This window comes from Pseudidiomarina aestuarii (assembly GCF_048263735.1).
GTDB classification, from domain to species: Bacteria; Pseudomonadota; Gammaproteobacteria; order Enterobacterales; family Alteromonadaceae; genus Pseudidiomarina; species Pseudidiomarina aestuarii_B.
In genome coordinates this window covers 445,411-465,498 of sequence record NZ_JBLXDX010000003.1, presented here as the reverse complement: position 1 = coordinate 465,498, position 20,088 = coordinate 445,411, and the positions used below count along the sequence as shown (strand labels likewise).

The window sequence follows — 20,088 nt, the reverse complement described above, 5'->3', positions numbered from 1 at the left end:
CGATTTAATGCAAAATTATAAGTAAAAAGGGCTCGTTAGAGCCCTTCTTGTTATTCCACGGTAACGGATTTTGCTAGGTTGCGTGGCTGGTCGACGTCGGTGCCTTTGATGATGGCGACGAAGTAGGACAACAGCTGCAGCGGGATGGTGTAGACGATTGGCGCAATCAGCTCGTCGCAGTGAGTGACGTTGATCACGCGCATGCTGTCGTCGCTCGCGAAGTGGGCGTCTTTGTCGGCGAACACGTACATGATGCCGCCGCGGGCGCGTACTTCTTCGACGTTCGATTTCAGCTTCTCGAGTAGCTCGTCATTGGGTGCTACCACAATAACTGGCATATCAGCGTCAATCAGCGCCAACGGGCCATGTTTGAGCTCGCCTGCAGCGTAGGCTTCAGCGTGTATGTATGAAATTTCCTTCAGCTTCAACGCGCCTTCCATTGCAATGGGATATTGCGAGCCACGGCCTAAGAATAAGCTGTGATACTTGTCAGCAAATTCAGGTGCAAGTGCTTCGATTTTATCGGACAGTAATAGGGCTTCTTCGAGTTTCGCTGGCAGGGCTTGCAGCGCTTTGACAATGGCTACGCGGTGTTCGTCACGCATAGCGCGAGTCTGACCAAAGGCAAGCACCAGCATCAAGAAACCAACCAACTGTGTGGTGAATGCTTTGGTTGAAGCAACGCCGATTTCGGTGCCTGCACGGGTCATATAGGCAAGGTCTGATTCCCGCACCATGGATGACGTCGGCACGTTACAGATAGTTAAGCTGCCTTTGTAACCGAGCTGTTTCGATAAGCGCAGCGCGGCCAGGGTATCGGCGGTTTCACCCGACTGCGAAATGGTGACCAACAAACTGTTTGGATGCACATGCGACTGGCGATAGCGGAACTCAGAAGCGATTTCGACATTACAAGATACGCCTGCCATAGCTTCCAGCCAGTAGCGCGCAACCATGCCGGCATGATACGAGGTGCCACAGGCCACAATTTGGACGTGCTGGATGTCTTTGAGTAGCTCTAATGAGCCATGACCAAAGGCGTCTTCCGATACCATTCCATCAACTAAGCGTCCGTCCAGTGCATTTCGCACTGCAACCGGCTGCTCATGAATTTCTTTCAGCATAAAGTGGCGATAGTTGCCTTTACCACCGGCGTCGTAGTTGCCGTCAGACTCAATGACTTCACGCTCAACACGCTCGCCAGATTGGTCGTAGACTTTCACGTCCGTGCGCGTTACATCAGCCATGTCACCCTCTTCGAGGTACATGAACTTACGCGTAACCGGCAGTAAGGCCAATTGGTCAGAGGCAATAAAGTTCTCGCCAATACCTAAACCAATCACCAGCGGGCTACCTGAACGAGCAACCACTAAACGGCCTGGCTCACGGCAATCCATAACGACAGTGCCATAAGCGCCGTCGAGCTGACGCACCGCCGCTTGCACCGCAGCAAAGAGATCTTGATGGGTTTTCTGTTCATGGTGTACTAAGTGACAAATCACTTCGGTGTCCGTATCCGACACAAAGGTATAACCCAAGCCACGCAGTTTCTCACGCAGCTTGTCATGATTTTCAATAATGCCGTTGTGGACGACAGCAATACAATCCGACGAAATATGTGGGTGTGCATTTGCTTCAGTAACACCGCCGTGGGTTGCCCAGCGCGTGTGAGCGATACCAGTGGTGCCATCTAGTGGCGAATCACCGACTGCGTCGCGTAACGCTTGTACTTTGCCCGTACGACGAACCGTTTCAATGTCACCATTGGCATTGAGTACGGCTAAACCCGCAGAATCGTAACCTCGATACTCTAAGCGTTTTAAGCCTTCCAGCAAGATGTCGCTGATCCGGCGTTCTGAGGTTGCGCCAACAATTCCACACATATCGGTTTTATCCTTTTTTCTGAGGCCGTTGCCAGCCACTAATATTCCGTTGTTTACCACGAGCAATACCGAGCTCGCCGTCTTCAATATCTTTGGTTACTGTTGAACCTGCACCGACAGTCGCGTGTTTACCCACCCGAACCGGTGCCACCAACGAGGTGTTCGAGCCAATGAAAGCGCCGTCATCAATTTGAGTAACTGATTTGTTCACGCCATCGTAATTACAGGTAATAGTACCTGCACCCACATTCACGCCCTCACCAATTTCCGCATCACCCAAGTAAGTCAGATGGTTGGCTTTTGAGCCTTTACCCATGCGGGTCTTTTTCATTTCGACGAAGTTACCCACTTTGGCACCTTCAGCTAACACCGAACCCGGGCGCAAGCGTGCATAGGGGCCAACTTCACAATGCTCTGCAAGCTCGGCTTCTTCGACAATGCTATGGGACTTCACTCGCGAATGCGCTCCAATGCGACAGTTGCGCAGGATACAATGGCTTTCGATAATCACGCCTTCGCCAAGTTCCACTTCACCCTCAAAAATAACGTTCACATCAATGACCACGTCATTGGCAATGCTGACGTTGCCACGTACATCCACTCGGGCAGGATCGAGTAACGTAGCACCATTGAGCATCAGCGCTTCGGCTTGGCGCTGCTGGTAGGCACGCTCTAACGCCGCGAGTTGGAGGCGATTGTTTGCCCCTTCAACTTCATGAATATCTTGTGGTTGCGTTGACGCAATGGCGACACCTTCGGCGGCCGCCATAGCGACGATATCCGTGAGGTAGTATTCGCCTTGCGCATTGTCATTCGACAGCTGACTGAGCCAACGTTTAAGTGCTTTGCCCTGTGCGACCATCATGCCTGTGTTCGCTTCTGTGACTTTTAATTGCTCAGGACTCGCGTCTTTTTGCTCAACAATGCCCGTAATATTGCCGTCTGCATCACGCAAAATGCGGCCATAACCGGTAGGATCCGGCAGGGTGACAGTCAGCAAAGCGAGTTCAGTTTCTGCGCCTGCAGCGATCAAAGCTTCCAGGGTTTCAACGCGGGTCAAGGGAACGTCACCATAGAGAATAAGTACTTGCTCATCATCATTGAGATGCGGAAGTACTTGTTGCACGGCATGCCCAGTGCCTAACTGTTGCGCTTGTTCAACAAAGTTAAGCTGTTGGCCTTGCAAACGCTCCAAAAGAGCTTCCGCACCGTGCCCGTAAATCACATGAATGGCGTCCGATGCCAAGTTTCGAGCGGCGTCAATCACATGCTGCACCATGGCTTTATGGGCAACCGGATGTAATACCTTGGGTAGCGCTGAACGCATACGCGTGCCCTTGCCAGCGGCGAGAACCACTACACTCAATGCCATGAATCCTTCCATCAATCAGTTGTGAATCAGAATGCCCTATTCTAGCGGGATTACAGAAAATTAACAGGCGAAAAAAAGACCCGTAAGCGCGAACTTACGAGTCTTTTCATATTTTTAGCGTTTCGGCGATTATTTTTTGATTTTGCGAATAATCTGCAACTGCGCCAACGCCCGTGCCAATTCTGCTGCCGCTTCTGCGTAACTCAGATCAGAACTAGAATCTGCAATTGCTTCTTCAGCATGTTTCTTGGCTTCGAGAGCTTTCTGTTCATCCAGCTCATCACCACGAACTGCTGAGTCAGCAAGCACCGAGACGTTGTGAGGCTGCACTTCCAGCACACCACCAGCAACGTAGATGATTTGCTCCTCGCCACCTTCTTTCACAATGCGCACCATACCTGGTTTGATTGTGGTTAGAAGAGGGGCGTGGCCTGGGTAGATACCCAGTTCACCTTCGCTACCGGTCACTTGCACGGTCTCTACTGCGCCAGAGAACAAACGTTCTTCGGCACTGACCACGTCAAGCTGTACAGTTTTAGCTGCCATTTAAACCTCCCGGTTCTTACATTTTCTTGGCTTTTTCGGCCGCTTCTTCGATGCTACCAACCATGTAGAACGCTTGCTCTGGCAGGTCGTCGTAGTCACCGTTTAAGATACCTTTAAAACCAGCAATGGTGTCTTTCAGCGACACATACTTACCTGGCGAGCCTGTAAATACTTCAGCAACGAAGAATGGCTGCGATAAGAAACGCTGAATTTTACGAGCACGTGATACGGTCATTTTGTCTTCTTCAGACAATTCGTCCATACCCAAAATAGCGATGATGTCTTTCAGTTCTTTATAACGCTGTAGAACTGACTGAACGCCACGCGCTGTTTCATAGTGCTCTTTACCAATAACCAGTGGGTCCAACTGACGTGAAGTTGAATCCAGTGGGTCAACCGCAGGGTAGATACCCAGTGACGCGATATCACGAGACAATACAACCGTCGCATCTAAGTGAGCGAAGGTGGTTGCTGGTGATGGATCGGTCAAGTCATCCGCAGGTACATAGACCGCTTGGATTGACGTGATTGAACCAGTTTTGGTTGAAGTGATACGTTCTTGCAGTACACCCATCTCTTCAGCAAGAGTTGGCTGATAACCTACTGCTGATGGCATCCGACCTAACAAAGCAGATACTTCGGTACCAGCCAAGGTGTAACGGTAGATGTTATCAACGAAGAACAGAACATCGCGGCCTTCATCACGGAATTTCTCCGCCATGGTCAAACCGGTCAACGCAACGCGTAAACGGTTACCCGGAGGCTCGTTCATCTGACCGTATACAAGGGCTACTTTGTCTAATACGTTGGAGTCTTTCATCTCGTGATAGAAGTCGTTACCTTCACGAGTACGCTCACCAACACCGGCGAATACAGAATAACCACTGTGCTCGATAGCGATGTTACGGATAAGCTCCATCATGTTTACGGTTTTACCTACACCGGCACCACCGAACAGACCAACTTTACCACCCTTCGCGAACGGACAAATCAAATCGATAACTTTGATACCGGTTTCCAGTAGCTCAGTTGCGTTTGACTGCTCTTCGTACGAAGGTGCAGCACGGTGAATCGACATGCGTTCTTCTTCGCCGATAGCACCCGCTTCATCAATCGGCTCGCCCAATACGTCCATGATACGACCCAGTGTTTGCTTACCCACTGGAACCATGATTGGTTCGCCAGTATTTTCAATAGTAATTCCACGACGCAGACCGTCAGTAGTACCCAATGCGATTGTACGCACGATACCGCCACCCAGCTGCTGCTGCACTTCGAGGGTCAAACCCTTGAGGTCACCGTCGGTCACCTTCAGCGCGTCGTAGACCTTTGGCACGCTTGATTGTGGAAATTCGATATCCACAACCGCGCCAATTATTTGCACGACCTTACCTTGACTCATGACATTTCCTCTAACTCTAAAATTCTTGCAAGCTTCGCCTTAAACCGCTTCGGCGCCCGATACAATTTCCGAAATTTCTTGGGTAATTGCTGCCTGACGTGCTTTGTTGTACACCAGTTGCAATTGATCGATCAGGTCTTCGGCGTTGTCGGTAGCGGCCTTCATTGCCACCATCCGCGCTGCCTGTTCACTGGCGATATTGTCCACAACACCTTGATACACAGTCGCTTCAACGAAACGACGGATCAATAACTCTAAAATTGGCTGTGGATCTGGCTCGTACAAGTAGTCCCAGCTACCTGACTGCACCTCATCGCGAGACTCGGCTTTTGGCAACGGTAGCATTTGCGCTATCGTTGGCTCTTGCCGCATGGTGTTCACAAACTTGTTGTACACCAAGTACAGGCGGTCGATTTTGCCTTCATCGAACGCATCTAACATCACCTGCACAGTCCCGAGCACATCGTTCACGGTTGGCTTATCGCCAAGCCCTGAAGTTTGCGCCAGTAAACGGCCACCAAAGCGTTTAAAGAAACCCGTTGCCTTGTTGCCAATAGCTGCAAAGTCAACTTCAACACCATTGTCTTGTTGTGATTTGGCATGCTTCACGACCGCTTTAAATTCGTTCGTGTTCAAGCCACCACACAAGCCACGGTCGGTTGAAATGACAATGTAACCCACTCGTTTCACGTCCCGCTCCGTTAAGTACGGATGACGATATTCCAAGTTTGCATGGGCAACATGGCCGATCACCTTGTAGATGCTGTCCGCGTACGGGCGGCTAGAAGCCATCCGCTCTTGCGCCTTTTTCATCTTAGACGCCGCGACCATTTCCATCGCACTGGTGATCTTCTGAGTATTGTTAATACTCCCGATCTTGGTTTTTATCTCTTTACCGCCGGCCATGATAAATCTCCTGTTAACTCAACGACGTGTGGCCTCAGCAAGCTGAAGCCACGTTGCGCTTACCAAGACTGCGTTTTCTTGAAGGTTTTCAAACCTTCGTGCAGTTTGGCTTCGATGTCGTCGTTATAGTTGCCAGTTTTATCAATATCAGCCATCAGGTCAGCGTGCTCGCTACGCATGTACGAAATTAACGCACTTTCGAAGTCGAGGATTTTGTCCTGTGCCACATCTTTCAGATAGCCTTTTTCGGCAGAGAAGATAGACACAGCCATATCAGCCACGCTCATTGGCTCATATTGGTTCTGTTTCATCAGTTCGGTGACGCGCTGGCCATGCTCTAACTGAGCACGTGTTGCTTCGTCAAGGTCAGATGCGAACTGGGCGAATGCTGCTAACTCACGGTACTGAGCCAATGCCAAACGAATACCACCACCCAATTTCTTGATGATTTTCGTCTGTGCTGCACCACCTACACGAGATACCGATACACCGGCGTTCACAGCTGGGCGAATACCCGCGTTGAACAAGTCAGTTTCTAAGAAGATCTGACCATCGGTAATAGAGATTACGTTGGTTGGTACGAAGGCCGATACGTCACCCGCTTGGGTTTCGATAATTGGCAGAGCGGTTAGTGAACCGGTTTTACCTTTCACTTCACCGTTAGTGAATTTCTCTACGTAGTCCGCGTTAACGCGAGCTGCACGCTCAAGCAAACGGGAGTGTAGATAGAAAACGTCACCCGGGTATGCTTCCCGACCTGGCGGACGACGTAATAGCAATGAGATTTGACGATAAGCAACAGCTTGCTTCGACAAGTCATCATAAACAATCAGTGCATCTTCACCGCGGTCACGGAAGTATTCACCCATGGTACAGCCAGAATAGGCTGCTAAGTATTGAAGTGCTGCAGACTCAGAAGCAGAAGCGGCAACCACAATGGTGTTTTCCATTGCGCCATGCTCTTCTAACTTACGTACAACGGCTGCGATAGTAGACGCTTTCTGACCGATAGCGACATACACACACTTAATACCAGAATCTTTCTGGTTGATGATGGCGTCAACTGCCAAAGCGGTTTTACCCGTTTGACGGTCACCGATAACCAGCTCACGCTGACCACGGCCGATTGGAATCATCGCATCGATTGACTTATAACCAGTTTGTACTGGCTGGTCGACCGATTGACGCTCGATAACGCCTGGTGCGATTTTTTCAACAGGTTCGAAACCATCTGCATCAATAGGACCTTTACCGTCAATTGGAGCACCTAGGGTGTTCACGACGCGGCCTAATAATGCACGACCTACCGGAACTTCTAAGATCCGGCCAGTTGATTTAACTTTTACGCCTTCTTGCAGGTCCGCATATGGACCCATAACCACGGCGCCGACAGAGTCGCGCTCAAGGTTCAAAGCGATAGCGTAACGATTTCCTGGAAGCTCGACCATCTCACCTTGCATACAGTCGGCTAAGCCGTGGATGCGGATGATACCGTCGGTTACCGAGATAATGGTACCTTCGTTACGAGCTTCGCTGACCACTTCGAATTTCTCAATTCGTTTTTTGATCAGCTCTGCGATTTCATTTGAATTCAGTTGCATGCTCAAGTCCCCAATTAGGATTGCAGTGCGTGTGCAAGGCGATCGATCTTGCCGCGCACCGTACCGTCGATGACGGTGTCACCGGCTTTGATGTATAAGCCGCCAACAATGTTTTCATCGACAGTGCAATTCAGCTTAACTTTGCGTGAAAAACGTTTCTCTAACGCTTTTACGAGTTCATCCTGCTGCTTTTTCAATAATTTAGTCGCTGAAGTAACATCAACAACGACTTCTTTTTCGTAATCAGCACGTAACTCACCAAACAAGGCAAGTACCGCAGGTAACGCTTTCAGACGACCATTTTCAGCCATCAAACGGACAAAGTTCTGACCATTTTCATCAAGCTGCTCACCGCACACTTGAACATAAACGTCAGTTTTCTTTTCCAGCGTTTCAGCGCTGCTCAGAAAAGTAGCCATAGTTGCGTCCGTTGCAACCGCAGCTGCAAACGCAATCATGTCGTTCCACTTTTCTAACGCGCCGTTCTCTACTGCAAAATCAAAAGCTGCTTTTGCATAGGGGCGAGCAACCGTAGTCAATTCTGACATTTGCACAAACCCCTTTGGTTAGAGTTCAGCGACCAGTTTTTCAACAATGTCGCTGTGGGCGTTTTTATCAATTTCGCGCCCGATAATTTTGCTTGCACCGGCAACAGCTAACACAGCTACTTGCTTGCGCAATTCTTCACGTAAGCGATTCCGCTCTGCTTCGACTTCTGCGTGACCTGCAGCAACAACTTTCTCGCGCTCCTGCTCACCACGTTTCTTGCCGTCTTCGATGGTCTCGTCCGCGCGTTTTTTCGCTTGGGCGATGATATCGGCAGCTTGCGCTTTCGCTTCTTTCAGTTCGTCAGCGATTTTGGCTTGCGCCAATTCGAGGTCTTTCTCGGCACGTTCGCCCGCAGCAAGACCGTCAGCAATTTTCTTTTGACGAGCTTCAATCGCATTGTTCAGCGGTGGCCAAACAAACTTCATGCAGAACAGCACAAAGACGATAAACGCGATTAATTCACCGATCAGGGTCATATTAATGTTCATAGACCCACCCTCCTATTCGTTCATTGTTCGAAAATGTGTATCGAGCCTTACAGAACGAACAACAGGACCATGGCGATACCAACACCGATCATTGCTACCGCATCGATCAGACCTGCCAAGATGAACATTTTAACTTGCAGTGAAGGAGCTAATTCTGGCTGACGTGCACACGCTTCCAGGAATTTACCACCCATGTTACCGAAGCCGATAGCAGTACCGATTGCACCGAAACCGATCAACAGAGCAACTGCGATAAATTTAAGACCTAACATTAGTTCCATTGTTTTCTCCAATAAAAGTTAAGAGCTAAAAGTAAAAGTTAAAACACGTAAAACAAAAAACTTAGTGGCTTTCCGAGCTAGCCATACTCAAGTACACAATCGTCAACATCATGAAGACGAAGGCTTGGAGTACGATGACTAGGATATGGAATACCGCCCAAATGAAGTGCAATGGCAACTGCATCAGGCCGACCGCACCAATCAAAATAAAGATTAATTCACCTGCATAAAGGTTACCGAACAAACGCAGTGCCAGTGAGAACGGCTTCGCGATAAGGGCAATCACTTCGAGCAAGAAGTTAAACGGAATCAGAAGAATCTGCACAAACATGTTGCTTGAACTAAACGGGTGTAACGTCAATTCTTTGATAAAGCCAACCACACCCTTAATCCGGATGTTGTAGCCAATCATCAGCATAAACACACCGATAGCCAGCGCCGCAGTCATATTAATGTCTGTGGTCGGTACAATCTTCATGTAGACGTCATGCGAGTCCATGCCGAAGAATGTGGAACCGATCCAACCGGCAAATGACGGCAGGAAATCAACTGGAATCAAGTCCATCAAGTTCATCAGGAATACCCAGACAAAGATGGTGAGAGCCAGTGGGGCAATGAGTTTACTTTTGCCATGGAAGGTGTCGCGCACGTTGCCCGCCACAAATTCAACGATCATTTCAATGAAACATTGGAATTTGCCAGGCACGCCCGTATCGGCCTTTTTCGCCGCGCTACGGAACAACATTAAGAATAAGATGCCCAGTCCAATCGACCAAGCGAGGGTGTCAATGTGCCATGCCCAAAACCCTGCATTTTCACATGCCTTATTGAAAACAAAGCTGCCGTCATCAGCGACACACATCTTTGCGTTCGTTAAGTGGTGTTGGATATGACTCGTGAGTGTTACCTCTTCTGCAGCCATCTTAATTTCCCACAATTTTAAGTTGATTTTAAAAACAAAATCGGTGCTAGCCACTGCACAAACAAGGTGATGATGTAACCGCTCAAAACCGCACTATACGGGAGCGTGGTAAACACCAATAAAGCCACCAGCAGGGCCACGGCAAGGGTCAATTTAATCGCCTCACCTGCAAAAAAGTTCGACACAACCTGTTGTGCTGCACGCGCGCCGCCTGAAGCAAATGCACGCCATGCGAAGAGTGCGGTTGGGATCATCACGGCTATGCCGCCGCCAACCACGCCCCAGAAATAAAGATACCCATTAATGGGTTGCACTAGCGAGAACACACACGCCAATAAAAAAATCGCTCCAGCTTGCACACGAAGCAAGCGAGCAGCGAGCTGTTTTCCAGTGCTATTAATTGTATTCGTCACGGGCCTAAAACCTCGCTGAAAAGCCCGCGATAGTATAAAGATTTGCGGTTTAATTGCAAACTTGTTAGCTGTCTGAAAGCTGCAAATGCTGCAAAATTCCGTCGAGCTCGTCCAAATTGCTGTAATTAATTACAACTTTACCTTTGCCTTTGCGCCCATGGTTGATTGCAACGGCTGCGCCAAGATGTTCACTTAAACGTTGTTCGAGGCGCTGAATGTCGACATCCGGTTGTTTCGGTTCAGGCTTAGGTTTGCCCGGCTCTAACAAACTACGGACTAATTTTTCTGCTTCTCTTACGGTCATGGCCTTGGCGGCGATCACTCGCGCAGCGTCACTTTGCGCGTCGCCTTGTAACGCCAGTAATAATTTTGCGTGCCCGAGTTCAATGTCGCCACGCTCAAGCAATGTTTTGCTCTCTTTTTCAAGATTGTTTAGGCGTAATAAGTTAGTGACCGTAGCCCGAGATTTCCCCACAGCATCAGCGACTTCTTGATGAGTCAGCCGGAATTCATCCAACAAACGTTGCAATGCGGTAGCTTCTTCCATGGCATTGAGATCTTCGCGTTGAATATTCTCAATCAGTGCAATGGCTACTGCTGCTTCATCAGGAACTTGTTTGATGAGCACTGGCACTTCACTTAAGCGGGCTAATTGAGCAGCGCGCCAACGTCGCTCTCCAGCAATAATTTCGAACCGTTCATGGCTGATTTCACGTACAACAATCGGCTGAATAATGCCTTGTGCCTTTACCGATGCGGCAAGATCTTCAAGTGCTTCAGGTGACATATCTTTACGGGGCTGATACTTGCCGGGTTGCAACCACTCGATAGGGAGTTTGCGTAGGTCACTTTGTACCGGTGATTCGGTTTGCTGTGCCTCGTTGGACTCCGCATCACGTGATTGCTTATTGTTGGTTAGCAGGGCATCCAAGCCGCGCCCTAATCCTCGTTTTTTCACAGACATAGCACTGTTCTTCCTCAGGCTTCAGCCGTTGATTCGGCTTTCTTTTGTTGTTCTGCGCGGCGAATCAATTCGCCAGCCAACGATAAATAGGCTTTGGCACCCGTTGATGATTTATCGTAATACATGGCCGGAGCACCAAAACTTGGCGCTTCTGCTAAGCGCACGTTACGCGGGATCACAGTTCGGTAAACCTTGTCACCAAAATGCGTTTTCAATTGTTCAGACACGTCATTCGCAAGGCGATTACGCGGGTCATACATGGTGCGTAAAATGCCTTCAATGGTCAGGCGTGGATTCACTGCTGATGCAAGACGTTCGATAGTATCCATCAAGGCGGTTAAACCCTCCAATGCATAATATTCGCATTGCATCGGCACCAATACTGAATCAGCAGCAGCCATAGCATTCACGGTCAGCATGGACAGTGAAGGAGGACAATCAATAAAGATAAAGTCGTACTGATCTTGTACTGGTTTTAGTGCATTGGTGAGACGTTGTTCGCGAGCAAAGGCCTGCATCAATTTGATATCGGCCGCAGTGACATCTCCATTGGCAGCAATCAAATGATACTTACCGTTGGTTTCTTTGATAATGACTTCGCTGGCAGGCTTTTCGTCGACCAATAATTCATAGGCAGTGTTTTCGACATCGTATTTATCAATGCCGCTACCCATAGTAGCGTTGCCTTGCGGGTCGAGGTCAATCAATAGCACTTTGCGCCGAGTGGCGGCCATGGAGGCAGCCAAATTTACTGCTGTGGTCGTTTTACCGACCCCACCTTTTTGATTGGCTATGGCTATGATTCTTCCCACCGGTATAACCTCTTATTTTGCTTGGCTTGCTTTAATTTGCAGCTCTAATCAATACCAAATGACGCTCGCCATCGGCTTCGGGAACTTGCAGCTTTTCTAACTGCTCGACCACAAACCCAGCTGGCAATTGGGCCAGTTCAGCGGTTGGGTATTGTCCCTTTAAGGCGTAAAAGCGCCCCTGTTCGGTTGGTAAATGATGACACCAAGTGAGCATATCATTAAGCGAGGCAAAGGCTCTACTTATCACGCCATCAAATTTCTGTTCAGGCTCAAAATCTTCGACTCTGCTTTGCACTGCAGTAACATTAGTTATTTGATTTTCATGGCAAAACTGGCGAATAAAACGGATGCGCTTACCCAGTGAATCTAACAATGTAAAATGACAATCAGGCATAATAATGGCGAGCGGTAATCCGGGTAATCCAGGTCCTGTGCCAACATCAATAAATCGCTGTCCTTGGAGGTAGGGTTTGATCACAATGCTGTCGATAATATGCCTGCTCAGCATCTGCCGAGGATCACGCACCGACGTTAAGTTGTAAGCCTTATTCCACTTGTTCAACTGTTCGACTAACGTCAGCAACGTTTTGGCTTGTGGGGCCGAAACAGGCACCCCTGATTGATCAATCAAGCGCGTTAAAATATCTAGCATAAGGTTTCTATTATGCGCTGCGGCGCAACAATCCTTGTTTTTTCAGATGGACCAACAACATCGAAATAGCAGCGGGAGTAATGCCTGAAATTCGTGCCGCTTTACCCACTGTCTCTGGCTGATGCTGGTTGAGTTTGGCCACTACCTCATTCGATAAGCCTTTGATTGATTTGTAGTCAAAATCAAGCGGAAGCTTAGTATTTTCATGACGTTGCTGCTTCGCAATTTCATCCTGTTGACGATGAATGTAACCAGCATATTTGGTCTGAATTTCAACTTGTTCAGCAGCTTGCTGATCTGTTAAGCCTGGTCCTAACGCTGGAATAGACATCATCACGTCATAAGTCATTTCTGGACGGCGCAGTAAGTCTTCACCATTCACTTCACGCGTGATCGGCGTTTTGACATGCAGATTCACACTTTCAACAGCGGGATGATCTTTATGGATCCACAAGCTGCGCAACCGTTGTTGCTCTTGCTCAATGGCTTCCATTTTCTCACTGAAGCGTGCCCAGCGAGCATCATCAACCAAACCTAACTGACGACCTTGCTCGGTTAACCGCATATCCGCGTTATCTTCACGCAATAGCAACCGGTATTCAGCACGTGACGTAAACATACGATACGGCTCTTTGGTACCCAGTGTTGATAGGTCATCAATCAGTACGCCCATGTAGGCTTGATCACGACGTGGTGCCCAAGACTCTTTGTCTTGCGCTTGCAAAGCTGCATTTAAACCCGCCACCAAACCTTGCGCACCCGCTTCTTCGTAGCCAGTGGTGCCGTTGATTTGCCCAGCAAAAAACAGTCCATGAATATATTTGGTTTCGAGTGATTGCTTCAGATCCCGTGGATCAAAATAATCATATTCGATGGCATAACCGGGTCGGGTAATGTGCGCGTTCTCAAATCCTTTGATGGAACGCACCAACTGAACTTGTACATCAAACGGCAAGCTGGTTGAGATACCGTTTGGATAGACTTCATTGGTGGTTAAACCTTCTGGCTCAACGAAGATTTGATGCGAATTCTTATCCGCAAAGCGCATTACTTTGTCTTCAATTGACGGGCAATAACGCGGCCCAATACCTTCAATCACACCAGAGTACATGGGCGATCGGTCTAATCCGCCTTTAATAATTTCATGTGTTTGTTCGTTGGTATGAGTGATGTAACACGAAATTTGTTGAGGATGATCGGATCCGTCACCCATAAACGAAAATACAGGTGTCGGCGAGTCACCGGGTTGTTCTTGCATGACTGAAAAATCAATCGTTTTTGCATCCACTCGTGGTGGTGTACCGGTTTTTAGTCGATCTACTCGTAACGGTAACTCGCGGAGACGCTTGGCTAAAGCATTCGCTGGTGGATCACCGGCTCGACCACCCTGGTAATTGTCCAGACCAATATGAATTTGGCCACCCAGGAAAGTACCTACAGTTAAAACAACGGTTTTGGCAGAAAACTTTAAACCCATTTGGGTCACTACACCGATCACGCGATCGTTTTCAACAACGAGATCATCACAGGCTTGCTGGAATAAACTCAGATTTTCTTGATTCTCGAGTTGTTCACGAATAGCTGCTCGATATAACACACGATCAGCTTGAGCTCGCGTAGCACGTACTGCGGGACCTTTAGAAGAATTGAGCGTTCGAAATTGAATACCAGCGCGATCAGCTGCAATAGCCATTGCACCGCCTAATGCATCGATTTCTTTGACTAAATGACCTTTACCAATACCGCCAATAGCTGGATTGCAGGACATTTGGCCTAACGTTTCGATGTTGTGCGTGAGCAGCAATGTTTGACAACCCATGCGTGCTGCAGCCAATGCGGCTTCAGTTCCGGCATGACCACCGCCAATGACAATGACGTCATAATGTTGGTGAAAGTTGTGCTGGTTACTCATAGTGATTCGTCTCGGTGTCTCAAAAAATTTAGGATCCTAGCAAGGATCACAGAGCCGTATATTTTAGCGTGAATTGATCCAGATCAAAACGCTTAAATGCTGCGGGATTGTAGTGGGTTAGATCTTATAAAAGGTTTTGATCTTGTTTTTGATCTTTTATTACTACTACTACTAAGGAAAGAAGTTCTGTGGATAAGCGTTTGTAGCGCTTATTCAGCAAGGATCACAACGATCTCATTCCCTGTGATCAGATGATGATCGTTCCCGTGATCAAACGGTGGATAAGATCGGTAGTTATCCACAATGATAGTTATACACAGAGTTATCACAGGGGAGTAAACAGAGCTTAGGGGATCTTAAACAGAGGTTATACACATTTACGACTGTTTATTATTTAACCATGTGATTAGTTTAGGAAGCCATTCTGCGGCTTTTTCTTCTGGATCTTCCGTTGCCATATCTATTTCGAGGTGTTCAACCGCGCGTTTGGCATGCAGCTTATCCAGTAAAGCATCACAATCGCGACCCGCTGAGCAGAACGTGTCATAACAGCTATCGCCAACAGCAATAACGGCAAAATTAAGTTCATCAAGTTGCGGCTTTTCAGCATGTATTTGCTCAGCAAAGTCCAACATTGAGTCAGCATATTCGCCGGCACCATGACTAGCCACACAGCATAACCAGAAGGTTTCTTCGGTACTTTGCCGTAATGCTTCAAGCAAATCACTGTAGTCAGGCTCGTAATGCAGGCTGGTGGTGAATCCTGCTTGCTGCAGTTGTTCAGCGATTTGATCGGCAAGGTATTCGGTGTTGCCGGAGGTGGTGGCGACTAAGATGTCGATATTCATGGTGCTGTAGCTACCTTATTGCGACCGAGATGTTTAGCTTGGCGTAAAGCGTCGTCAGCTCGAACGAGTGCGTGCTGTACTGTTTCATGGGATTGAAATTCAATGACGCCAAAACTAGCTGTTAAAGGTAATTGTAGCTCATTGACTTGAATAGCGGGTAAGTCACGTTTCAATCGCTGTGCGGTGGCTTCGGCTTCGTTTAAACTCTGGTTAGGCAGCAGAACAAGAAATTCGTCGCCACCAAATCGACCCACTAAGTCATCTTCACGAATTAGTTTTTTGATTGCTTGGGCTGCAGAAACGAGAGCTTCATCGCCAACCGAGTGGCCATAGGTATCATTGATAGTTTTGAAGTGATCGAGATCGAAAATCAACAAGCTTACAGGTTGGTGATTGAGCACCTGTCGTTTCAGCACTTTTTCGGTGCATTCGATAAAGTGTTGGCGAGTGATGATACCGGTTAACCCATCGGTGATATTCTGCTGATAGAGTACTTGATTTTGTTGCGCAAGATTGGGGACAGCCATGCCAAAATAGGCGTTTGCCGCAATCACACACAGCGCAAATTGATAAGTGATTGCTGAATCGCTCATACCCAAAATACCCACCCATAAAGCTATCGCGAGGCTGGTTAGAGCTAAACTCACAGTGGCGCGCATAGAGCTTTCGGAATATACGATCCACATTTGCGGCAAGCTCAAGAAAAAGACGGCGAATGCCAGTGCTGGATTTTCTAATGAGCTATCTGCAATCATCACCACCGCGAGTAATAATTGCAGCACCACTAGCTTAAACATGAACTGACTTTTCGATGTTACTTTCGACGCTTTTGTCTGTTGATAAATACCTGTCCAATCTGTCAGTTGAGGCCAGATTTTCATGATGACAATAATAAATATGGGAGCCATCACAAAAGTGCCAGCTAAATCGCCAATCCACCATGGTAGCCAGGTTGTCATAAAGTCTATTTCGAGCTGCGGATCAGCTAAATGTAGAGCAATAATGCCAGAGAATGTGGCCAATAAAGTTGTTACTGCTCCGACTAGCAAAAATATATAAATCTGTTTAGGAAAGTTTTGGCGATGCTCACGCTGCAAAAAGTAACCACACAGGGCGCCGCCGAATCCGTAAGCAATAATATGAGCTAATCCAAACCATAGTGCGCTCGTTAGCTGCTGCTGAGTCGAAATGACGTTGCTATCGAGCCAATACATCCAAAAAGTTGATAAAAAAGAAGCAATGAAGACCGGTACTAATGCTCGCCAACCGAGTAATAGAAATGCTGCAAAGCTTAGACCTGCTGGTGGAAACCAAAGGCTCGCATGGGGTTGATATTCCATGAGTACAGAAAGGCGCCAAACCAATAACCACAGCGCAATAAATAAACTATAACGAGCAAGCGATCGGGGTGTTAGTGTCATTGGTACGTACAAGTTGTTGGTGAAAAAGGTGTAACTCTCGACAAAGTGTCACTTTTTCATGTTTAACGCAATAGTAGGTATGCCATCGAATTGTTATGCTCCAAAGTAATCATTTTTTGTATGACCTACAGGTTCCCTTCATGAAAAATTCGACTATTTGGATTAGCGCGAGTGTGCTGATCGGCGCTTTTGTCATGCCGTTTACGGCTAATGCTGAGTCAGCCATTCAACAAACCAAAGGCAGTTATCAAGATAAGTTTCGCCAATTGGATGAAACGTTACCCACCCCGAATGTGTATCGCAGTGCGGCGGGTGAACCTGGGGAGAATTACTGGCAACAGCGAGCAGACTACGATATTGATGTCACATTGAATGAAGCAGCGCGCCGAATTGATGCTTCAGAAACCATTACGTATCACAACAACTCACCTTACACCTTGCGTTACATCTGGATTCAATTAGACCAGAACATCTTTCGCAACGACTCCATGGCAGAGCGCAGCAGCACATTTTCAAGCAGACCTGAGCAGAACCTGAACGGCATTGATAAGCCAGCACGGATCAGTCTAGGGCAGTTGCGTCGGCAACAGTTTATGGCTGACAACGAGCTCGGTTTCGAAATTAAGAAAATCAGTGATAGCCGCGGTCAAGGCATGGATTTTGTGGTGGTGGGTACCAAGTTACGACTGGATTTACCGCAGCCATTAAAGCCTGGGCAAAAAACAGAATTCGGCATTGATTTCGGTTTCAATATTGTCGAGTCCGATGCGGTTGGCGCGCGTTCGGGCTATGAGCACTTCCCTGATGACGAGCGGGAAGGTGGAAACGACATCTTTTTAATGGCGCAGTGGTATCCGCGAGTGACCGCATTTACCGACTATGAAGCGTGGACCAATAAAGAATTCTTGGGTAGCGGCGAGTTCACTATGGAATTCGGCGACTTTGAAGTTGAGATCACCGTGCCGGCTGATCACATTGTGTCAGCTTCAGGTGTCTTACAAAACCCACGTGATGTGTTGACCTCAACACAACGAGAGCGTTTAGACGATGCGAAAGGCGCTGAACGTCCAGTGTTTGTAGTGACGCCAGAGGAAGCTCTCGAGAACGAGAAAGAAGCCACTGACGAAATGAAAACATGGCGTTTCGTTGCCGAAAATGTCCGTGATTTTGCCTGGGCTTCGTCGCGTAAATTCATTTGGGATGCACAAGTGTATGAGCAAGGCGGCAACGTCATGCCGGAAGTGCTGGCGATGTCGTTTTATCCTAAAGAAGGCGGCGAGCTATGGGAGAAATATTCGACCGCTTCAGTGATTCACACTATGGAAGTGTATTCTCGCTTCTCATTTGATTATCCCTATCCAACCGCTCAGTCAGTGAATGGACCTGTTGGCGGTATGGAATACCCGATGATCACCTTTAATGGCCCGCGTACTGAACTTCAAGATGACGGCAGCCGCACTTATTCGTTAGCAGAAAAGCGCTTTTTGATTGGTGTGGTCATTCATGAAATTGGACACATCTACTTCCCAATGATCGTGAATTCTGACGAGCGTCAGTGGACGTGGATGGATGAAGGTCTAAATAGCTACTTAGATGCAGTTGCAGGGCGTGAATGGGATCCTGATATTCCTTGGGGTGTTGAAGCGCGAGGCATCATTGATTACATGAAGTCGACCAACCAAGTACCCATTATGACGCAGTCAGATAGCGTTCTAAATTTGGGTCCTAATGCTTACACCAAACCCGCAGTTGCTTTGAATATTTTACGTGAAGTGATTATGGGCCGAGAGCTGTTTGATTACGCATTTAAAGAATATGCGCGCCGGTGGATGTTCAAACGACCTACGCCAGCGGATTTCTTCCGGACCATGGAAGAAGCTTCAGGTGTCGATTTAGATTGGTTCTGGCGTGGCTGGTTCTATTCAACAGACCATGTCGATATCAGTTTGGACCGAGTCTACAAATTACGGATGGATACGAAAGATCCGGATATTGATTGGGAACGTCGTCGTCAAGAAGAAGCGAATAAGCCAACGTCACTGTTCGTGGAACGTAACCAAGCCGAAGGCCGCAAAACTTGGGTTGAATTAAACCCAGAAGTGACGGACTTTTACGATGAGAACGACGAGTTTACGGTAACCAATAAGCAGCGTAATGCTTATCAGAGTTTCTTAGAGAAGCTTGAGCCGTGGGAACGTCGCGTATTTGACCGCGCTGTGAGCGAAGATAAAAACTATTACGTTCTAGATTTCAGTAATTTGGGCGGACTGGTGATGCCAATCTTGCTGGAATGGACTTATGCCGATGGCACCACGGATTCGATGCATATTCCTGCTGAGATTTGGCGTCGCAATGCGAAGAACGTCAGCAAGCTGATTGTGACCGACAAAGAAGTCACTGACTTTGCAGTGGATCCACAATGGGAAACAGCAGATGTGGATATTGCAAACAACTATTATCCACGCCGCATTATTCCGTCGCGCATTGAGGCCTACAAAGGCAATTGGCCGGCTGACCATATTCGTCGCGACTTGATGCAAGAGTCGAAGTCTAAGCTGAAAACTGATGATGAAGAAGATAGCAAAGACGAAACCGAGAACGACGATCAATGAGAGTTTTGATAGCGACAGCTCTTGTTCTAGTGATGATGGGTAGTGCAACTGCCCATCAGCTAAAAACCGCAGTAACAACGGTTTTGTTTAATGAACGAACTGGCAATATTGAGGTAATGCATCGCTTTAACTTACATGATGCAGAGCATGCGGTGGGCGTGTTGTTTGATGCCAAAGGCGCTGATATTCATGACAACGCAGAAACGCGCGAGCAATTTGCCAGTTATGTCATGGAGCGGTTTCAATTGGCGACACTTGCAGGTGAGCGCTTAGTGTTAGCACCGGTTGGTCAGCAAATTGATGGCGCTAATATCTGGGTTTATCAAGAGGTTGCTATTCCAGAGTCGCTGTCTGGCCTCAAGTTAAAACACCAAGCACTGCAAGATATCTGGGCGTCGCAGCAAAATCTGGTTAATATTGAAGGACGTGGAACGCTTCAAAGTCTGACATTTCAAGCTGCGGATGACTGGCTCGAAGTGTCATTTTAGGCTGACACATGGGGCG

General features: G+C 47.9%; 19 protein-coding genes. 2 read left to right on the top strand and 17 right to left on the bottom strand.

Going from position 1 to position 20,088, the window contains the following annotated elements; genetic code table 11:
* Nucleotides 1–50: 50 nt before the first annotated feature.
* From glmS to ACN0S4_RS09285, 17 genes are all read right to left on the bottom strand, one after another.
* Nucleotides 51–1,883: a glutamine--fructose-6-phosphate transaminase (isomerizing) gene (glmS, locus tag ACN0S4_RS09365; protein WP_417657411.1), complete on the bottom strand. Its 1,833-nt coding sequence runs from the start codon at nt 1,881–1,883 to the stop codon at nt 51–53.
* Between the two features lie 7 nt (nt 1,884–1,890).
* Complete coding sequence (gene glmU / locus ACN0S4_RS09360) at nt 1,891–3,255, bottom strand: bifunctional UDP-N-acetylglucosamine diphosphorylase/glucosamine-1-phosphate N-acetyltransferase GlmU (RefSeq protein WP_417657410.1); 1,365 nt, start codon at nt 3,253–3,255, stop codon at nt 1,891–1,893.
* Between the two features lie 129 nt (nt 3,256–3,384).
* Nucleotides 3,385–3,801, bottom strand: a complete 417-nt coding sequence (locus tag ACN0S4_RS09355) for a F0F1 ATP synthase subunit epsilon (protein WP_169930909.1) — start codon at nt 3,799–3,801, stop codon at nt 3,385–3,387.
* A 16-nt stretch (nt 3,802–3,817) separates the two neighbouring features.
* On the bottom strand, nt 3,818–5,203 hold the full coding sequence (gene atpD, locus ACN0S4_RS09350) for a F0F1 ATP synthase subunit beta (protein ID WP_169930908.1): 1,386 nt from the start codon (nt 5,201–5,203) through the stop codon (nt 3,818–3,820).
* Between the two features lie 39 nt (nt 5,204–5,242).
* Nucleotides 5,243–6,109 carry a F0F1 ATP synthase subunit gamma gene (atpG, locus tag ACN0S4_RS09345; protein WP_417657409.1) on the bottom strand — a complete coding sequence of 289 codons (867 nt, stop codon included), beginning with the start codon at nt 6,107–6,109 and terminating at the stop codon, nt 5,243–5,245.
* A gap of 59 nt (nt 6,110–6,168) precedes the next feature.
* Nucleotides 6,169–7,710: a F0F1 ATP synthase subunit alpha gene (gene atpA / locus ACN0S4_RS09340; protein ID WP_169930906.1), complete on the bottom strand. Its 1,542-nt coding sequence runs from the start codon at nt 7,708–7,710 to the stop codon at nt 6,169–6,171.
* A gap of 14 nt (nt 7,711–7,724) precedes the next feature.
* Entirely contained in the window at nt 7,725–8,258 is a 534-nt protein-coding gene (gene atpH / locus ACN0S4_RS09335; RefSeq protein ID WP_417657408.1) for a F0F1 ATP synthase subunit delta, read from the bottom strand.
* A gap of 18 nt (nt 8,259–8,276) precedes the next feature.
* Nucleotides 8,277–8,747, bottom strand: a complete 471-nt coding sequence (atpF, locus tag ACN0S4_RS09330) for a F0F1 ATP synthase subunit B (protein ID WP_169930904.1) — start codon at nt 8,745–8,747, stop codon at nt 8,277–8,279.
* A 47-nt stretch (nt 8,748–8,794) separates the two neighbouring features.
* On the bottom strand, nt 8,795–9,028 hold the full coding sequence (gene atpE / locus ACN0S4_RS09325; RefSeq protein WP_108602479.1) for a F0F1 ATP synthase subunit C: 234 nt from the start codon (nt 9,026–9,028) through the stop codon (nt 8,795–8,797).
* A 61-nt stretch (nt 9,029–9,089) separates the two neighbouring features.
* A complete protein-coding gene (atpB, locus tag ACN0S4_RS09320; protein WP_417657407.1) occupies nt 9,090–9,950 on the bottom strand; it encodes a F0F1 ATP synthase subunit A in 861 nt (286 codons plus the stop codon).
* Nucleotides 9,951–9,967: 17 nt separating this feature from the next.
* The gene (locus ACN0S4_RS09315; RefSeq protein WP_169930902.1) at nt 9,968–10,363 is read right to left on the bottom strand and encodes an ATP synthase subunit I; all 396 of its coding nucleotides are present in this window, start codon (nt 10,361–10,363) and stop codon (nt 9,968–9,970) included.
* Nucleotides 10,364–10,427: 64 nt separating this feature from the next.
* Nucleotides 10,428–11,327, bottom strand: coding sequence for a ParB/RepB/Spo0J family partition protein (locus tag ACN0S4_RS09310; protein WP_417657406.1), 900 nt, complete (start codon nt 11,325–11,327; stop codon nt 10,428–10,430).
* A 14-nt stretch (nt 11,328–11,341) separates the two neighbouring features.
* Nucleotides 11,342–12,139: a ParA family protein gene (locus ACN0S4_RS09305; RefSeq protein WP_169930900.1), complete on the bottom strand. Its 798-nt coding sequence runs from the start codon at nt 12,137–12,139 to the stop codon at nt 11,342–11,344.
* Between the two features lie 31 nt (nt 12,140–12,170).
* On the bottom strand, nt 12,171–12,791 hold the full coding sequence (gene rsmG, locus ACN0S4_RS09300) for a 16S rRNA (guanine(527)-N(7))-methyltransferase RsmG (RefSeq protein ID WP_417657405.1): 621 nt from the start codon (nt 12,789–12,791) through the stop codon (nt 12,171–12,173).
* A 10-nt stretch (nt 12,792–12,801) separates the two neighbouring features.
* A complete protein-coding gene (mnmG, locus tag ACN0S4_RS09295) occupies nt 12,802–14,703 on the bottom strand; it encodes a tRNA uridine-5-carboxymethylaminomethyl(34) synthesis enzyme MnmG (protein WP_417657404.1) in 1,902 nt (633 codons plus the stop codon).
* Between the two features lie 377 nt (nt 14,704–15,080).
* On the bottom strand, nt 15,081–15,551 hold the full coding sequence (locus ACN0S4_RS09290) for a flavodoxin domain-containing protein (protein ID WP_417657403.1): 471 nt from the start codon (nt 15,549–15,551) through the stop codon (nt 15,081–15,083).
* Nucleotides 15,548–16,972 (bottom strand): diguanylate cyclase, encoded by a 1,425-nt coding sequence (locus tag ACN0S4_RS09285; protein ID WP_417657402.1) that lies wholly within the window; start codon nt 16,970–16,972, stop codon nt 15,548–15,550. The genes ACN0S4_RS09290 and ACN0S4_RS09285 overlap by 4 nt, the downstream gene beginning before the upstream one ends.
* 140 nt (nt 16,973–17,112) lie before the next feature.
* Here ACN0S4_RS09285 and ACN0S4_RS09280 point away from each other — a divergent pair, with 140 nt between their 5' ends.
* Both ACN0S4_RS09280 and ACN0S4_RS09275 read left to right on the top strand, forming a co-directional pair.
* Entirely contained in the window at nt 17,113–19,584 is a 2,472-nt protein-coding gene (locus tag ACN0S4_RS09280; RefSeq protein ID WP_417657401.1) for a M1 family metallopeptidase, read from the top strand.
* On the top strand, nt 19,581–20,072 hold the full coding sequence (locus tag ACN0S4_RS09275; protein WP_417657400.1) for a DUF6702 family protein: 492 nt from the start codon (nt 19,581–19,583) through the stop codon (nt 20,070–20,072). The genes ACN0S4_RS09280 and ACN0S4_RS09275 overlap by 4 nt, the downstream gene beginning before the upstream one ends.
* The last annotated feature ends 16 nt before the right edge of the window (nt 20,073–20,088 follow it).

Bases quoted from the DNA above. Each gene is read 5' to 3' on its own strand.
- glmS (WP_417657411.1), bottom strand. From the start codon at position 1,883: ATGTGTGGAATTGTTGGCGCAACCTCAGAACGCCGGATCAGCGACATC.
- glmU (WP_417657410.1), bottom strand. From the start codon at position 3,255: ATGGCATTGAGTGTAGTGGTTCTCGCCGCTGGCAAGGGCACGCGTATG.
- ACN0S4_RS09355 (WP_169930909.1), bottom strand. From the start codon at position 3,801: ATGGCAGCTAAAACTGTACAGCTTGACGTGGTCAGTGCCGAAGAACGT.
- atpD (WP_169930908.1), bottom strand. From the start codon at position 5,203: ATGAGTCAAGGTAAGGTCGTGCAAATAATTGGCGCGGTTGTGGATATC.
- atpG (WP_417657409.1), bottom strand. From the start codon at position 6,109: ATGGCCGGCGGTAAAGAGATAAAAACCAAGATCGGGAGTATTAACAAT.
- atpA (WP_169930906.1), bottom strand. From the start codon at position 7,710: ATGCAACTGAATTCAAATGAAATCGCAGAGCTGATCAAAAAACGAATT.
- atpH (WP_417657408.1), bottom strand. From the start codon at position 8,258: ATGTCAGAATTGACTACGGTTGCTCGCCCCTATGCAAAAGCAGCTTTT.
- atpF (WP_169930904.1), bottom strand. From the start codon at position 8,747: ATGAACATTAATATGACCCTGATCGGTGAATTAATCGCGTTTATCGTC.
- atpE (WP_108602479.1), bottom strand. From the start codon at position 9,028: ATGGAACTAATGTTAGGTCTTAAATTTATCGCAGTTGCTCTGTTGATC.
- atpB (WP_417657407.1), bottom strand. From the start codon at position 9,950: ATGGCTGCAGAAGAGGTAACACTCACGAGTCATATCCAACACCACTTA.
- ACN0S4_RS09310 (WP_417657406.1), bottom strand. From the start codon at position 11,327: ATGTCTGTGAAAAAACGAGGATTAGGGCGCGGCTTGGATGCCCTGCTA.
- rsmG (WP_417657405.1), bottom strand. From the start codon at position 12,791: ATGCTAGATATTTTAACGCGCTTGATTGATCAATCAGGGGTGCCTGTT.
- mnmG (WP_417657404.1), bottom strand. From the start codon at position 14,703: ATGAGTAACCAGCACAACTTTCACCAACATTATGACGTCATTGTCATT.
- ACN0S4_RS09290 (WP_417657403.1), bottom strand. From the start codon at position 15,551: ATGAATATCGACATCTTAGTCGCCACCACCTCCGGCAACACCGAATAC.
- ACN0S4_RS09285 (WP_417657402.1), bottom strand. From the start codon at position 16,972: ATGACACTAACACCCCGATCGCTTGCTCGTTATAGTTTATTTATTGCG.
- ACN0S4_RS09280 (WP_417657401.1), top strand. From the start codon at position 17,113: ATGAAAAATTCGACTATTTGGATTAGCGCGAGTGTGCTGATCGGCGCT.
- ACN0S4_RS09275 (WP_417657400.1), top strand. From the start codon at position 19,581: ATGAGAGTTTTGATAGCGACAGCTCTTGTTCTAGTGATGATGGGTAGT.